11 protein-coding genes are annotated in these 14,414 nt (G+C 77.2%); 5 read left to right on the top strand and 6 right to left on the bottom strand.

The window, feature by feature from the left end:
• Window positions 1-3: 3 nt before the first annotated feature.
• The 3 genes from ANAE109_RS02705 to ANAE109_RS02715 all read right to left on the bottom strand — a co-directional run bounded on the left by ANAE109_RS02705 (window position 4) and on the right by ANAE109_RS02715 (window position 5,589).
• Window positions 4-4,143, bottom strand: coding sequence for a DUF3857 domain-containing protein (locus ANAE109_RS02705; RefSeq protein ID WP_011984850.1), 4,140 nt, complete (start codon window positions 4,141-4,143; stop codon window positions 4-6).
• A 72-nt stretch (window positions 4,144-4,215) separates the two neighbouring features.
• Window positions 4,216-4,953, bottom strand: a complete 738-nt coding sequence (locus tag ANAE109_RS02710) for an MgtC/SapB family protein (protein ID WP_011984851.1) — start codon at window positions 4,951-4,953, stop codon at window positions 4,216-4,218.
• A 93-nt stretch (window positions 4,954-5,046) separates the two neighbouring features.
• Entirely contained in the window at window positions 5,047-5,589 is a 543-nt protein-coding gene (locus tag ANAE109_RS02715; RefSeq protein ID WP_011984852.1) for a GNAT family N-acetyltransferase, read from the bottom strand.
• A 119-nt stretch (window positions 5,590-5,708) separates the two neighbouring features.
• Between ANAE109_RS02715 and ANAE109_RS02720 the strand changes: the two genes are divergently transcribed.
• On the top strand, window positions 5,709-5,900 hold the full coding sequence (locus ANAE109_RS02720; protein WP_041448081.1) for a hypothetical protein: 192 nt from the start codon (window positions 5,709-5,711) through the stop codon (window positions 5,898-5,900).
• A gap of 18 nt (window positions 5,901-5,918) precedes the next feature.
• Here ANAE109_RS02720 and ANAE109_RS02725 read toward each other — a convergent pair whose 3' ends face one another.
• On the bottom strand, window positions 5,919-6,482 hold the full coding sequence (locus ANAE109_RS02725) for a TMEM165/GDT1 family protein (RefSeq protein ID WP_011984853.1): 564 nt from the start codon (window positions 6,480-6,482) through the stop codon (window positions 5,919-5,921).
• Window positions 6,483-6,640: 158 nt separating this feature from the next.
• Between ANAE109_RS02725 and ANAE109_RS02730 the strand changes: the two genes are divergently transcribed.
• The gene (locus ANAE109_RS02730) at window positions 6,641-7,492 is read left to right on the top strand and encodes a YwiC-like family protein (protein WP_049768507.1); all 852 of its coding nucleotides are present in this window, start codon (window positions 6,641-6,643) and stop codon (window positions 7,490-7,492) included.
• 14 nt (window positions 7,493-7,506) lie between these two features.
• On the opposite strand, the gene ANAE109_RS02735 is transcribed toward ANAE109_RS02730, so the two are convergent.
• Window positions 7,507-9,942: a fimbria/pilus outer membrane usher protein gene (locus tag ANAE109_RS02735; RefSeq protein WP_041448082.1), complete on the bottom strand. Its 2,436-nt coding sequence runs from the start codon at window positions 9,940-9,942 to the stop codon at window positions 7,507-7,509.
• The gene (locus ANAE109_RS02740; protein ID WP_011984856.1) at window positions 9,932-10,687 is read right to left on the bottom strand and encodes a molecular chaperone; all 756 of its coding nucleotides are present in this window, start codon (window positions 10,685-10,687) and stop codon (window positions 9,932-9,934) included. The genes ANAE109_RS02735 and ANAE109_RS02740 overlap by 11 nt, the downstream gene beginning before the upstream one ends.
• A 64-nt stretch (window positions 10,688-10,751) precedes the next feature.
• Between ANAE109_RS02740 and ANAE109_RS02745 the strand changes: the two genes are divergently transcribed.
• From ANAE109_RS02745 to ANAE109_RS02755, 3 genes are all read left to right on the top strand, one after another.
• Window positions 10,752-11,246, top strand: coding sequence for a spore coat U domain-containing protein (locus tag ANAE109_RS02745; RefSeq protein WP_041448083.1), 495 nt, complete (start codon window positions 10,752-10,754; stop codon window positions 11,244-11,246).
• Window positions 11,247-11,418: 172 nt separating this feature from the next.
• Entirely contained in the window at window positions 11,419-11,880 is a 462-nt protein-coding gene (locus ANAE109_RS02750) for a spore coat U domain-containing protein (protein ID WP_011984858.1), read from the top strand.
• A 387-nt stretch (window positions 11,881-12,267) separates the two neighbouring features.
• The gene (locus ANAE109_RS02755) at window positions 12,268-14,409 is read left to right on the top strand and encodes a response regulator (protein WP_049768508.1); all 2,142 of its coding nucleotides are present in this window, start codon (window positions 12,268-12,270) and stop codon (window positions 14,407-14,409) included.
• Window positions 14,410-14,414: the final 5 nt, after the last annotated feature.

Below are 14,414 nucleotides of genomic sequence, written 5' to 3' on the forward strand. Positions count from 1 at the left end.
ATGTTACTGCGCGCGCGGCGGCGCGGCGACGCCGCCCGGGCGGCCCCGTTGGGCTCGTTCCTGCGCGGCGCCACCGCCCGCCAGCAGCGCGAGGCGCCGCCGCGCGAGGACGTGAGCGCCCGACGGGTCCTCGGCGCCCTCCACGAGCTCCGGCTGCACGCGCGCGTAGGCGGCGCGCGCCGCCTCCGGGAGCGACCAGCCCTCGGCGATCCGGCCGTGCACGTACCAGTCGGCGCCCTCGAGCGCGCGCCCGTCCTCGAGCGAGCGGAGGAAGACGTCGCGCGCCTCGGCGGGGCGGCCGAGGTCGGCGTACACGGCGGCGAGCGTGTTCAGCGCGGCGTGCGCGTCGCCCTGGCCGCCCTCGACCGCGCGGCGCGCCCAGCCGAGCGACTCGCTCGACGCGCCGCCGCGGAACAGCGTGAGCCAGGCGGCGTCGTTGTAGACGCCCGGCGTCGCGCGGCCGGCGGCGACGAGGCGCCGCATCGCGCGCTCGGCGCCCTCCCGGTCGCCGAGGAGCAGGCGCGAGGTGGCGACGAGCGACAGCACCTCGGGGTCCTCGGGCAGCCGCGCGAGGATCTCCTCGGCGGCGCGATCCAGCTCCGCGCCCCGGCGGAGCCGCCGGAGCGCCCATGCCTTCGCCGCGAACGCCTCGCGTGACGCGGGCTCCTCGGCGAGCAGGGCGTCGGCGGCCGCGAGCACAGCCTCCGGGCGCTCGCCGCTGCGGTGCGCCCGCGCCAGCGAGAGGAGCACCGCCCGCCGCACCGCCGGATCGCGATCCGCCCGGGCGGCGGTGAGGACGGCCAGCCCCGGCTCGCCCCCGTCGACGAACGCGCCGAGCGCCGCGGCGGCGAGGCGCGCGCGCGGGGCGTCGAGCCTCGCGCCGGGCGGGGCGAGCACGGCGAGGACGCCGGCCGGCGCCCCCGGATCCCCGGGCGACCCCGGGACGTCCTCTCGCGCCCAGGCGAGCCAGCGTGCGGCGCCGGCCACGTCACCCGCGTCCGCGGCGCGCAGCGCCTCGGCGGCGAGGATGGGCCAGGCGGAGTCCGTGGCGAGCAGCCGGAGCTCGCCGCGCTCGCGCACGAGGTAGAGGGACGTCGCCCGCTCTCCAGGGGCGAAGGCGAAGCGCGCCCGGATCCGCAGCCCCGAGGCCGGCTCGCCCTCGCGGTACAGCTCGAGCCCGGAGAGCGCGACATCCAGGAGGAGATCGGGAGTGACGCCCGCGTCGCGCAGGGGGCGCCGGGCGGCGCCGATGGGCAACGGCGGGACCCCCAGGAGCGCCGCGCGCGCGGGCCCGGCGGCGCGCGCGGAGACGAGCCGCTCGAGCGCGCGCGCGGGATCTCGCGAGGTGACCGCCGTGACGACGAGCGACTTCACGAAGCGGGCGGCCTCGTCGCCCTGCGCCACGAGCTCCTTCCAGGGGCGCAGCGAGGCGAGCAGGTCGGCGAAGGCCGACGGCTCCTCCGCCTCGCGCGTGCCGCGCGCGGCCTCGCGGGCGAGCGCCGCGGCGAGCGGGTAGCGCCGCTCCCGCGCGAGGAACCCCGCCGCTCCGAGCAGCGCCTCCTGCCGCTCCTCGCCGAGGGCGGCGGCCTCGCGCTCTGCGGAGGCGGCGCCGCCGGTCACCGCGGCGGCGGCGAGCAGGGTGGCGTTCCGCTCCGGCGACGGCGGGAGCGCGCGCGCCAGCTCGAGCGCCTCGGCGTGCCGCCCCGCGGCGAAGCGAACGGCGAGGAGCCCCGCGTCGTGCGGGCCGGGGCCGAGCTCGGCGTGGAGCGCCTCGAACTCGGCGAGGGCAGCGCCGAGGTCCGCTCCCGGCGCGCCCCTCGTCCCCGTCTCGCCGCGCGACAGGAGCTCCGCGAGCGCGGCGCGGCCGCCGGCGTGGCGCGGATCGAGCTGCGCCGCGCGCCGGTACGCCTCGACCGCGCCGTCGCGGTCGAACCCCGCCCCGAAGCGCCGGCCGACGGCGTCGTGCTCGAGGATCCAGCCCAGCACGCGGTACCCCCAGGCACGCCCCGGCTCGAGCGAGATGGCGCGGCGCGCCTCGACGGCCGCCCCGGCGCCGTCGCCGAGCTGGAGCAGCGCGAGCGCGAGGTGGAGCGGGTGCATGGCCTCGCGCGGGCGGGCGGCGCCGAGCCGGTGCAGCTCCGCGAGCGCCTCCTTCACCTGGCCGGTGGCGAGCAGCGCCGCCGCGGTCCGCTCGAAGGCGAGCCGCTCCGGCTCTCCCGTGGCGATGGCGCGGGCGCGGGTCGCGAGCGCGTCGGCCTCGGCGGCGGCGAGGCGCCGCCCGCCGGTGTCGATGGCGTAGGTCGCGGTGACGGAGCCGTCCTCGCCGGCGGCGTAGCGGCGCGAGAGCGTGGCCGGGCCGAAGCGCTCCACCGCGTCCGCGGGGAGCGGCCGCGCCCGGAAGCCGTCGGGCGGGATCACGCGGAAGCGCATCTCCCAGCGGTAGGGCAGGGGGAGCACGACGTCCGCGCGCCGCCGGCGGGGCGCCTCCCCCTCGCGCTCGCCCGTCAGGAAGGCGGGGAGCGGCTCCAGGATGGGCGCGGCGCCGACCGGCACCAGGGCCTCGTCGTCCCCCGTCTCTGCGAGCGCGCTCTCCTGCGCCTCGACGCGGACCTCGAGGGGCGCCGCCGGGTCGTCGAGGCCGCGCACGTCCGCGCCGAGGAACACGCCGGCGCGGAGCACCTCGAGCGCGTACCGCTCGTCGAGGCGGTCGCGGTGGTCGGGCGGCACGCGCGCGCGGAACTCGCGCTCGCTCGAGGCGAGCGCCCCGGTCAGCCGGCGCGTCTCCACGACGCGGCCGCGCCCGAGCTGGGAGAGGTGCAGCTCGCGCACGGTCACCGCGGCGTTGTCGGCGGGGCTGGACGCCGGGGTGCGGACGAGGTCGCGCGTCCCGCGCGCGGCGACGAGGGCGAGCCTCCCCTGCGCCTCCAGCGGCAGCGCCCCCGGCGCGAGCCCCGCGGAGGGGTCGATCCAGATCGGCGCGCCCTTGCCGCCGACGCGGACGAGGGCGCGGTCGAGGAGGCCGAGGCCGGGGACCTCGCGCGGCGGGTCGTGCCACTCGCTCGCGGCGAGGGCCACGTCGGCGTCGAGGCGGGCGGCGCGCAGGAGCGCGACCCACAGCGCGGCCAGGTCCTTCCCGTCCCCCGCGCCGCGGACGAGGACGTCCGCCGGACGCGCAGGCGCGAGCGGCGCCTCGCCCACGGCCGCGGCGCTCACCCGCACGCGGGCGGCCAGCCAGGCCCCGATCCGCCGCACCGCCTCGTCGCGGCCGGGCTTGCCCGCGCCGAGCGCCGCGCGCGCCTCGGCGCGCAGGTCCGAGCCGGCGATGGCCTCCTCGAACACCGCCCGCAGGCGTGCGGCGACCTCGCCCCAGCTCTGGCCGGCAGCGAAGGCGACGTAGGGGGCCGGCGCGACCTCCGGCGGGGAGCCCGGCTCGGCCGGCGGGACGGGCTCCGCGTCGCGCCGCTCGAACACGATCGAGCGGATCCCGTTCGCCACGGTCTCGACGGGCGAGAGCTCGACGCCGCGCACCACCCACCGGACCGGAAGCGCCGCGGGCGCCTCGAGCCGCAGCCGCACGTGCCGCACGGGCGAGCCGGAGCCGATCCGGAAGCGCTGCACCGTCCCGCCGGCGAGGAGCGGCGCGAGCTCGCGCACGGTGGTCACCTGCTCGACGACCGCGCCGGGGCGCACGCCCGGGATGGTGCCGGTGAGCTGACGCCGCTCCGAGCGTGGACCGTCGCCGTCGGCCGCGGGCCCCTCGGCGAGCGCGCCGGGCTCGAGCGTCGCGACGGCGCCGTCCGGTCCCACGACGCGCGCGCGGATCTCCGGTCGCGCCTCGCGCCACGGCGACCAGGTGCGCTCGACCTGGGCCGCCGCGCGGCTCGCCTCGGGCACCACCGGCCGGTACACCACCCGCAGCGTGTGCGTGACCGCGCCGCGCGCGTCGAGCCGGAAGACGCCCTCCTCCAGCAGCACGTCGAGCGGCACGCCGGCGGGCGGCTCGAGCGCGTCGGCGGCGGCGCGCATGGCGGCCGGCTCCGCGGACAGCGGAGCGCCCTCCCAGGGCGCCGCGGCGACCGCGGCGCGGGCGGAGAGGAGCGCGACGACGGCGGCGAGGGCGAGGCGAGGGCTCGTGAGCGGCACCGGCGCATTCTGGAGGAGGGCCGGCCGGGGCGCCAGCGACGGATCTCCCAGCCCCTCTCGCAGCCTTCATCATCAGTCCCCCGACGGCGAGAGGCGGAACTCGCGTACCTGAGGGAGCGCCTCGAGGTCTCGCGCCAGCCGGCCGAAGTTCCGCTCGTCCCGCGTGCGGATCATCATCCGGTACTCGAACGAGCGCCCGTCGTCCGTGACGGCGTACGCCAGCCCGTAGTGCTGGAACCCGTGCTCCGCGAGGAGCACGCGCACCGCCTCCTCGCTCATGGCCTGCCCGCGCTCGAAGCGGATGCGGTGATGCGCGAACTTGAGCGCCGGCATGCGGGCCTCGAGCCAGCGGAACAGGGAGAGGACCCCGAGCGTGAGGACCGTGGCGTAGAGGGCGGGGAGGTACTGGCCGGTGCCGGTGAGCACGCCGATCGCCGCGGTGATCCAGATCGACGCCGCGGTGGTCAGGCCACGGACGGTGATCCCCTCCTTGAAGATCACGCCGGCGCCGAGGAAGCCGATGCCGGTCATGATCCCCTGCGCCATGCGGGTGGGATCGACCCGCACCGTCTCCGAGGCGCCCGCGAACCACTCGCCCTGATAGACGGTCACGAGCATGAGGAGGCTCGAGGCGAGGCACACGAGCGCGTGCGTGCGGAACCCGGCCGGACGGCCGTGGTAGCTGCGCTCGAGGCCGATGGCCCCGCCCGCGACCAGCGCCGCGAGGAGGTGGACGAGCATGTCTCCGCGCGCGCGGGAGACGAGCACGTCGATCGGGGCGGCGGAGAGGATCTCTGCGAGCGCGCGCATCGACACGATTCTGGCCACGAACGGTGCCCGCCGTCACGTTCGTGGACGGGGGCGGCCTCGGGGGCGGTCCAGGCCTGGCTCGCGATCTGGAGGTCAACGGGACCGGCGAGGGCGTCGCGGCTCGGCTCGCGGCGAGTCGGGCAGCTCGGCGGCGTCGATCGCGAGCTCCAGCACGGTCCTGCGGAACCCCATCCCCTCGAACAATTCGAGCGCCCGGGCGTTGCGCGCCGCGACGTGGATCACGACCTGCGGTGCCCCGCGCCGGACGAGCTCCCGCAGGAGCGCCTCGAGGAGCAGGCGGCCCGCCCCGCGGCGACGGGCGCGCGGCGCGACGTAGAGATCGACGCCGACGCCGCTCGGATCGCGCAGCGTGTTCCAGTCCCGCCCCTCGAGCCGCCCGTACGCGTAGCCCACGAGCTGCTCGCCCCCGCGCGAGCGCGTGACCGCCGCGAGCACCACCGCCCTCCGGCTCGCCAGCTCCTTCGCGAGCCACGAGGCGTAGCCCTCCTCCATCCCCTCGCTCGCGAAGAAGCGCCGCGCGTCCATCCGGTGGTGGAGCCGCGCCAGCGTCGCTCCCATCCGCCCGAGCGCGGGCGCGTCGTCGGGGCGCGCCGGCCGGATCTCGATCTCGCTCACCCGGCAACCGTAGCCGAGCCGGCGCGCATCCGCCCGCGTCGTCGCGGGTGGGAGCCGTGTCCACGCGTGCGGAGACCTCGCCCTGCGCTAGGATGCCGCGGCGGCGAAAGGAGTGACCGATGGGCGCAAAGCTGCCACGCCTCGCGGATACGGCTCGGCGATACCTCGACGACACGCTCCGTGCTCGCCTCGCGAGCCCGGGCGTGGAGCGCTATCGGGTCGAGCGGAAGAGCGGCGGCGGGACGGTCGTCGCCGCCGTCCTCGCCCTCGCCGCGCTCGTCGCGGCGTTCGCGTGGCTCTCGACGCCCTGAGCGCCGCGCCTGCGCTCCTCAAGCGCGGAGGGAGGCCACCAGGGACAGCGCGCCGAACACGAAGAACAGCGAGGCGGCCGCCCAGCGCATCTTGCGCGAGGAGACCTGGTCCGCGACCTTCTCGCCCAGGAACACGGCGAGGCCGTCCGCCGCCAGCATGCCCAGCGTCGTCCCGACGGTCACGCGGACGATCGACTCGTAGCGCGCGGCGAGGGCGACCGTCGCGAGCTGGGTCTTGTCGCCCATCTCCGCCAGGAAGAACAGGATCGTGGTGGTGACGAACGCGCCGAAGCGCTCCGGTCCGCGGGCCTCGTCGAGCGTGTCCGGCCGGAGCGTCCAGACGCCGAAGCCGATGAACGTGACCGCGAGGAACCCCGCGAGCGCGCGGGCGGGGACGTTCGCCGAGATCCAGGCGCCGACCGACGACGCGAGGGCGTGGTTCGCGATCGTGGCGACGAGGATGCCCGCCATCACCGGCCACGGCTTCCGGAAGCGCGTCGCGAGCGAGAACGCGAGGAGCTGGGTCTTGTCCCCCATCTCGCTCACGGCGACCAGCAGGAAGGAGCTGAGGATGGGGGTCATGACGCGGGATCCAGGGGGGCGAACGGATACCCGAGCAGGGGGCGACCGTCAACGAAGGCGGCTCGGGTGCACCGACGGAGCGGTGGCCCGCGCACCGCCGCGTCGGTGACGCGGCGGGCGCTGCGCCGGATTCTTCCCGAACTACAATGCCCTCCCAGATGGCGAGCGACTTGCTCTCTCCTTCCGACGTGACCTCGACCGCGACCGCTCAGCGTACGACCGACCGCCCCACCGCCGCCCCGCCCCGCTCGATGCTGCCGCACGAGCACGGCGCCTGGGGGCAGCTCGCCATGCCGCTCCTGACGGCGCTCGCCATCGGCCGGCCCGGGCTGGCGCCCACGGCGCTGGCCGCGGGGGTGGTGCTCGCGTTCATCGCGCACGAGCCGCTCCTCGTGCTGCTCGGCCAGCGAGGCCGGCGCGTCGCGGAGGAGGAAGGACCGCGCGCGCGGCGGTGGCTGCTCGCCACCGGCGGCCTCGCCGCGGCGAGCGGGCTGCTCGGGATCGCGCTCGCGCCCGCGGCGGCGCGGCTCGCCCTCGCGCTGCCCGCGGCGCTCGCGGCCGTCGTGGCGCTCCTCGTCTGGCGCCGGCTCGAGAAGACGACGCTCGGCGAGATCGTGGTGGCCGCCGCGCTCGCGTCGGCCGGCTGGGCCGTCGCCCTCGCCGGCCACGCGCCCGCGGAGGCGGCCCTCACGGCGGCGCTCGCGTGGATCATCGCCTTCGCCGCCGCCACGCTGGGGGTGCGCGTCATCCTCGCGCGCGCGCGATCGAAGGGCGCGCGCGATCCCGGGAAGCTGCACGCCGTCCTCTCGGCCGCCCTCGCCGGGGTCGCGGTGGCGCTCTCCGCCGCCGGCCTCCCGGCGGCGCTCGCCTGGGCGACGCTCCCCCCCGCGCTCCTCTCGATCGTCATCTGCCTGGCGCGCTTCTCGCCGAAGCGGCTGAAGCCGCTCGGGTGGGCGATCGTCGCGTCCTCCGCGGTGACGCTCGTGATCCTCGTCGCGGGGCTGCGGTAGAGCGCCGGTCGCGGTCAGAGCATCGGCGCGCGTGGCCCGCAGGTGACGGTGCCGAGCTCGAGCACGCCCGCGCCGCTCTCCGGGACGGCGAGCGGCAGCTCGCAGACCTCGCCGTTCCAGTAGACGCGCGCCGCGTGCTCTCCCGCGGGCACGTCCTCGAGCCAGAACGCGCCGTCCGCGCCGACCGGAGAGCGCCGCGTGCCGCCGGGGAGGTCGAGCTCGAACGTGCCGTAGGCGGGGACGACGGCGCCCTCGCGGCGCGCGAGGCGCAGCCAACCCTCCACCGCCCGCAGCCGCTCCACGTCGAACCGCACCACCGCCGCGCCGCGCGGCCGCGAGGCCACGAGCCGCTCGGTGTCACCGATGCGGTAGCTCGCGGGGACGTCGGCGTCCTCGATGCCGAGCCGGTTGCCGTAGTAGGGGAGGAGGCCCGGCACGAGCAGGTCGCCTCGCGCGTCGGTGCGCCCCACGGGACGGCGGTCGAGATAGGCCCGCACGCCCGGCACGCCCGGGACGCGAAGGAGGGCGAAGCCCTGCTCGACGGGGCGCGTCGCGAAGAGGCGCCGCCCGACCAGGACGAGCCCTCCCGAGGCCGACGCAGAGCCGACCTCGCTCCCGCGCCCGTGATCGTAGCCGAGCTCGTACCGTCCGAACTCCGGCTGCGCCTGCGCCAGGGCGCTCACCGTTCCCCCCGCCGCCGAGTCCGCGCGCAGGCGATAGCCGACGCCGGGACCGACGGGCAGCGTGCGCTGGAGGCCCGTGCTCGCGCTCGTCCCGGCGCGCCCGGAGCGAACGCCCGCGTCGAGCGTCCCGCCTCCGGGCGCGGCCATGACGAGCTGGGCGAACACCGCGGCGGCCGGGTCCGCGGCGCGATCCCGGCTGACCGAGGCGGAGAGCTGCAGCCACGCGCCGCCGCCCACGCGCAGCGAGGTGCGCGCCTCGACGCGGTGGCTCGCGCCCGCGTCGCGCTGCTCGGCCCCGACGTACTGGAGCTCGACGCTCGCGACACGACCGAGCGGCGCCGCGACGTGCGCTCCGGCCCGCCAGAGGGCGCGGTCGGCGCCCGCCGCGAGGGTCGCGTGGGCGAAGCGGCTCGAGAGGACGGACGCGTCCGCGCCGAGCGCGAAGCGGCGCGCGGAGTAGCGCCAGGCGAGGAAGCCGGCCGCGCCGGGCGCGCCCTCGTCGGCGCTCGCCGCCGCGGCCGCCTCCAGCTCCCCCGCCCCCGAGCCGACCGTGACGGAGGCGCCGGCCTGCTGCACGCGCGGGCCGAGCTCGAGCCGGGCGCCCCCGGTCAGCCGGTCGCTGAAGCCGCGCCGGTGTCGTCCGATGAGGACGGGATCGCCGTAGGAGAAGCTCTCCGTCCCGTACCGCTCGCGCAGCGCCCCCGCCCACCAGCCCAGCTCGTCGAGGCCTGGGGCGAGCAGGCCCTGCGCCTGGTAGTGCGCGGCCTCGATCGCCTGCGTGCGCCCGAACGCGTCCCGCACCACGAGGCGCACGTCGTTCGCGCCGGTCGTGACGGGGAGGTTCGAGAGGTCGTAGGTCCCGGGGGCGACCGGCAGGCTGCGCGCGAGGGCCCCGTTCACGTACACGTCCACGGTGGAGGGCGTCGCGGCGAAGGCGGTGGCGCCGGGGAGCGGGGCGCGCACGCGGTACGGGTCGAGCGACCACTCGCGCGCGATCCCGATGCCGGCGAGCATGGGCGCGCCGGAGAGGGCGTCCGGGGCGACGAGCGCGTCGCCCGCCGTGAGGCGCAGGAGCCGCTCCGGTCGATCGAGCGTCAGCGTGGTGAGCCCGCGGACGACGCCGGCCACCTGCGTGGCCGACACGGAGCCGGTGAGGAGCGCCGCGTCGCGCGAGACGCCCGCCTCGAGGAAGCCGGACGCGTCCTCCTGCGTCGTGGCGTGGGCGGCGTAGTTGAGGAACGCGCTGGGCGCGTCGCCGGTCTCGATGCCCGCGGGGCGGCTCCACGCGCGGAGATCCACCGCGCCGCGCCCGAGCAGGCTCGGGGCGGCCTCGAGCCGCAGGGCGAGCTCGCGCTCGTCCAGCTCGAAGCGGACGTCCGGGGCGAGCGAGCGGAGCGACACGAGTGTGCGGCCGTCGAGCTCGCGGCGCGCGCCCCCGATGCCGGACAGGCCGGTGCGGGCGAGGTCCGCTGGAGAGATCCAGGCGTCCCGCGGCGCGATCAGCACGAGGGCGGTGTCGCCGGGCACCCCGTTCACGAAGAGCTGGAGGAAGGCGGGGCGGAGATCGCCTTCGGCGTCCGAAAGCTCCCCGGTCGCGGGCGGGGTCGGGGTCCCTCGACTTCGCTCCGCCGCTGTCGCGACGGAGCTACGCTCGGGATGACCGGCCTCGAGAGATCCAGTCAGGGTCGCGGTCGGATCCGCCTGCGCCGCCGCGCTCGCGAGCGCGGCGAGGACGGCCAGGGCCCGCGCGGCGTGCTTACGGGTCACGGCACGCGCCCGCGGCGCGCGCCTCGAGCACGCCGCGCTCGAGCGCGGCGGTCGCGACGACGGCGGCGGCGCGCGCGCACGCCTCCGCCGGCACGTCGACCTCGTAGACGCGCTCGCCGCCGGCGAGCACGTACCAGACGTCCAGCGACCGCTCGAGCACGCTCGTCCCGTCGGCGGCGACGAGCGCGAGCCGCACGCTCCGCGGGCGCAGCCGGACCGTGCCCGTGTTCCGCAGGGCGAGCCGGATGCGCGCCCCGTCGCGGCCCAGGAGCGCGAGCTCGCCGCGCTCCACCGGGGCGGCGGGGGCGAGGAAGACCGGGACCCCGACGCGCGTGAGCACCTCGACCCGCGCCGCATCCTCCGCGGCCTCGGCGCGCGGGAGCTCCTCGATGAAGAGGCGCCAGGTGCGCTCCGTCCCGGCGGGCGCGGCGTCGGTGCCGATGCGGACGTTCCGCGCCTCGCCGGGCGCGAGCTCGAGGAGGGGCGGGAAGACGACGAGCTCGCGGCTGGGGGTGAGGTCCATCGCGCCGTCCGGCTTCTGCGCCCAGCCGTACGCGCGGAGCTGGTACCGCGCGGCCGCGCCGTCGCCGTTGCGCAGCGACAGGAGCGCGGTGCGGACCTTGCCGGACAGCTCCACGTTCACCGGCGAGACGTCGAGGTCGCCGCCGCTCGCGGCGGCGGGCGCGAGCGCGGCGGCGGCGAGGAGGACGCGGAGGGCGCGGGCGGCTCGGCGGAGCGGTCGCATTCGGGCACGTGGACTGGCGTGGGATCCGGCGGCGGAGTCTAATACGCGCGATCGCGCACCAGCAATGAAACGGCCGCTCCCACAGCAGCTCACCGCGATGCTCTGCGCGACCCTCGCCGCCGCGGCGGCGGGCGCGGCGCTCGCACCGCGCGCGGTCGACGCGGCGCAGCCGCCGAGCCCAGGGCCTTCCTGCAGCGTGTCCGCGGGGAGCGTCGCGTTCGGCGCCTACGATCCGCTCTCGCCCACCCACCTCGACTCCACGGGGACGATCGGCCTGACGTGCGCCGTGCGCCAGCTGGTGACGATCTCGCTGGGAACCGGGCAGTCCGGCACGTTCGCGCGCGAGCTGCGCGGGCCGGGCGGAGCGGCGCTGCGGTACGACCTCTACACGGACGCCACGCGGACGCAGGTGTGGGGCGACGGGACCGCCGGCACCGCCACCTGGCCCTTCGAGACGGAGCGCGGGAGATACGTGCCCGTGTACGCCCGCGTGCTCGCGGGCCAGGACGTCCCCGCCGGCCCGTACTCCGACACGATCGTCGTGACGATCCAGTTCTGACGCGCCGCTATCGCGTGCGCGTCCGCCCTCGTTCACCCACAGGCGCTGCACCTCGCGCACGTTTGCGCGTCACCTCCGCGTGGGCTTCCGCGTCGGCCGGACGGCGATATGCTGGCGATCGCCCAGCGTGCGTGCAGGATCCGCCCGCGAACCTTCAGACCAAGGACCCGAAATGAACCGCTTCCTCCGTCTCACCCTCGCGCTCGGCGCCGCGCTCGCCGCGGGGGCCGCGCACGCCGAGACCGCCACCGCCCAGTTCCAGGTGACCGCCACCGTCGTGAAGAAGTGCAAGATCTCCGCGACGACGATCGCGTTCGGGAACTACGACCCGGCGACGATCCTCTCGGCGGAGGGGACCCTCACGCTCAAGTGCACGAAGGGCACGCTCTACTCCGTCGCCCTCGACGGCGGCTCCACGGGCTCGCGGCAGATGACGCAGGCGGCGGAGGTGCTCGACTACGAGCTCTACAGCGACGCCGGTCACACCGCGGTGTGGCCGTCCACCGCCGCGGCGCCTTCGGTGGCCGCTGCCGGCGCCGACGAGGCGCTCATCATCTTCGCGCAGGTCCCGGCGGACCAGTACCCCGCGCCCGGCGCCTACGCCGACACGGTCACGGCCACGATCAACTACTAGCCGGCGGCTCACAGGCGCGCCGGCAGGCTCCGGCGCGGAGGGGAGACCCGGGGCCGAGGCGGTCCCGGGTTTTCTCTTGTGGATCGATGGTGGGACCTCAAACGATCTGCCGCGCCGAGGCGCCCCGGGACCACCCTGTCCCCGGTCGGGGCACTTCTCTACGGCAAGTTCCCGATCTATTTGACCCCCGTGCGCGGCCCCCCTCGCGAGCGTGCGCGCGCGCGCCCCCACCCGGATATCCCGAACGCGATGGAAAGCTCCCACCCCTCGCCTGCGCCCCGACCGGAAGGGGAACGAGCCGGTCCCGAGGCGAGAGGGGGCGAGCGGAACGCCGCGGCGCCGCGCGACGAGCGGCCGGCGCCGTCGCGGCCCGAGGGGGAGCGCGCGGTGTCCATCGGCGAGGCCCAGCCGGTCGACGTCCTGGCGGTGGACGACGACCCGCGGAACCTCGAGGCGACGCGGGCGCTCCTCTCCGGCTCGGGCGCCCGGATCGTGGAGGCCCGCTCCGCGGAGGAGGCCCTCCGCATCCTCCTCACGCGCGAGGTCGCGCTCATCCTCCTCGACGTCGGGCTCCCTGGCATGTCCGGGCTCGAGATGGCGAAGCTCGTCCGCGCGCGCGAGCGCACGCGCCACACCCCCATCATCATCCTGACCGCGAGCTCCGACCCCCGGCTGCTCGAGCGCGGCTACGCCCTCGGCGCGGTGGACTTCCTCACGACGCCCGTCCCCGAGCAGGCGCTGCGCGCGAAGGTCGCCTTCTTCATCGAGGCGCACCGCAAGAACGAGGCGCTGCGCCACAACGCGGAGCTCCTGCGCGCCGCGCAGGAGCGCGAGCTCGCCCGGAACGTGGCGGAGGCGCGGCGGCGCTGGGAGGAGGAGGCGCTCCGGCGCGAGATGGAGCGGGATCGGCGGCTCGTCGACACCCTGCACCGGGCGAACGAGCGGCTCAAGCTCCTCTCGAGCGTCCGCAGCGACCTGCTCACCGCCCAGGTCGTGCGGGAGCGGCTCCCGGCCATCTGCGATCGCGTGGCGGCGCACCTCGGCCTGGAGCGCTGGTCGCTGCACCTCGCCGACCCGGACGGGCGGCTGTCGCTCGCCGCCACCGGAGGCGCGGACGGCGCGCAGGTGGCGCGCGCGAGGGCCCTCGACAGCGTCGAGGCGATCCTCGGCGGGACGGCGGCGCGCGTCGCGGCGCGCGGCGAGCCCGTGCCCCCCATCGGCGAGGCGCTCGGCGTGGTCTGCTGCGCCGCGCGGCCGCTGCACACGGGGGACCGGGTCCTCGCGGCGTTCGCCTTCGGCTCGGCCGAGCGCGACGCTTGCGACCCCGACGACCCCGCCACGCTCGAGCTCGTCGGCTACGCGATGGCGATGGCGCTGGAGCGCGACCGGCTCATCGCCGAGCTCCAGGGACGCAACGCGGAGCTGCGCGAGGCGGACCGTCGCAAGGACCAGTTCCTCGCCATGCTCGCGCACGAGCTGCGCAACCCGCTCGCGCCGGTGACCAACGCCGTGCGCCTCCTCCAGGACTACGGCGCGGACGCGCACGTCCGCGAGCGGGCGCTCGCGGCGGCGGAGCGGCAGGTGAGGCACATGGCGCGCCTCGTGGACGACCTCCTCGAGGTGTCGCGCGTCCGCAGCGGCAAGGTGTGCCTGCGCAAGGAGACCGTGGAGCTGGCGCGGGTGGTGCGCGAGGCGGTGCAGAGCGTGGACGAGCTCGTCGCCTCGCGCGGGCACGCGCTCGCGCTGGAGCTGCCGGACGCGCCCCTGCTCGTCGAGGGCGACGCCGTCCGCCTCACGCAGGTCGTCGAGAACCTCCTCACCAACGCGGTCAAGTACACCGATCCCGGCGGCCACCTGCGCGTCGAGCTCCGGCGCGAGGGGCGCGAGGCGGTGCTCGCGGTGCGGGACGACGGCATCGGGATCGCACCCGAGCTCCAGGACACCATCTTCGAGCTGTTCGTGCAGGCGGAGCAGGGCGTCGATCGCTCGCGCGGCGGCCTCGGCATCGGGCTCTCCCTCGTGAAGACCCTGGTGGACATGCACGGCGGCGCCGTCGGCGTGACGAGCGCCGGGCCCGGGCAGGGCTCCACCTTCACCGTGCGGCTCCCCGCGCTCGCCGAGGACACCGCCGTGCCGGCGGCGCCGGAGCCCGCCCGCCCGGCGCGCGGGCGGCGCCCGCGCGACATCCTGGTGATCGAGGACAACCCCGACATCCGCGAGACGCTCGCGGAGCTGCTGCGCCGGCGCGGCCACGCGGTGCGCGAGGCGGAGGGCGGGCGCGCGGCGCTCGAGCTCGCCCGCGACCTCGCCCCCGAGGTCGCGCTCGTGGACATCGGGCTGCCCGAGCTGGACGGCTTCGAGGTCGCCCAGCGGCTGCGCGAGGTGGCGCCGGAGGTCCGCCTCGTGGCGCTCACCGGCTACGGGCGGGCCGAGGACCGGCGCCGCGGCGCCGCGGCCGGCTTCCTCGCCCACCTCGTGAAGCCCGTGGACATCGACGAGCTCTCCGCAGTCATCGACTCGCTGGACTGATCGCC

The organism is Anaeromyxobacter sp. Fw109-5, from assembly GCF_000017505.1.
In the GTDB taxonomy this organism is placed as follows: domain Bacteria; phylum Myxococcota; class Myxococcia; order Myxococcales; family Anaeromyxobacteraceae; genus Anaeromyxobacter.